Annotated in this window: 1 protein-coding gene; it reads right to left on the reverse strand. The window is 64.4% G+C overall.

The annotated features are described in order from the left end of the window. Positions 1-104: 104 nt before the first annotated feature. Positions 105-1064, reverse strand: a 960-nt coding sequence (locus tag XI09_RS08545; protein WP_271566448.1) for an IS110 family transposase, incomplete at its 5' end; no start/stop codon positions are given.

The following is a 1064-nucleotide window of genomic DNA, read 5'->3' on the forward strand; positions in this document are numbered from 1 at the left end:
GTGCTCGGCAGTCAAGGCGGCTGCGCCCCGCCTTGCGGCGGTGGCCTACGGCCAACCTTGACTACCTGCGCGCGATGCCGCGAGTGGCTGCCGTGATCGACGCCTCAACGTGCCGCAGCGGCGGCGGGTGCCTGGGCCACCGCATCCCGCAACCGGGCGTTCAGCCGCACCAGCATCTTGCGCATTACCGCGACCATGATCACCTTGCCGGGCTTTCCCCGTGCCCGCAGCCGGCTACAGAACTCCTTGATCTGCGGGTCGAACCGCATCGCCGTACGTGCAGGGTTGAACAGGATAACCTTGATTGACGTGCGCCCAGGCGCCAGCCCGCGGCGCTTGCGAATACTCCCGCTCTCGTGAACCCGCGGAGCTAATCCGCCGAGCGCAGTAATCCCCTTGCAGTCGAGCCTGCCGAGCTCGGGTAGCTCGGCTAGAAGGCCGCGTGCGGTCTGTTCGGCAACGCCGATTTGGCCACACAGGGTCTCCTCCTTGAACGCTAGCTCCGCGTGCTCGTCCTCGTGTCGGGCGAGCTCGACTGCGATCGCTGCAAGTGCCTCCTTGAGATGAGCGATGAGGTTCTCAATCGAGCTGCGGACCTCCTCCAGCGCCGCAGTTGCCAGGCGACAGTTCTCCGCATGCAGCGTGGCCTTGAGCTGTCGCTGTCGCGCCATCAATGCATCCAGGGTTACATCTTCCCTGCGTCCGGACCGTAGCTTGCCGGCGTTCAACCGGTCGCGCCCATAATCTCGCAGCAGCCGCGCGTCGATCCGATCCGTCTTGGCCTTGATCCCTTGCACCTGGCGGAAGGCCTTCACCGGCTGCGAGGGAACGACGGCCCATGTGATCATCTTGTTAGCCAGAGCCGCTTCCAGGTTCCGTTCCCAGCCGCCGGTGCGCTCGAACACCACGACATCCGGGACCGGATAGAGCTGTTCAATCAGAGTCCCGATTCCGGCCGCATCGTTGCCGTACCGCTGCACGCGATCACAACCTTCCATGGCCACATCTAGCCAAGACTTGCCGATGTCGACCCCAATTACGCGCTTGCCGTTCATACCGACCTC

It is taken from the genome of Bradyrhizobium sp. CCBAU 11386, from assembly GCF_028128955.1.
Classification (GTDB): domain Bacteria; phylum Pseudomonadota; class Alphaproteobacteria; order Rhizobiales; family Xanthobacteraceae; genus Bradyrhizobium.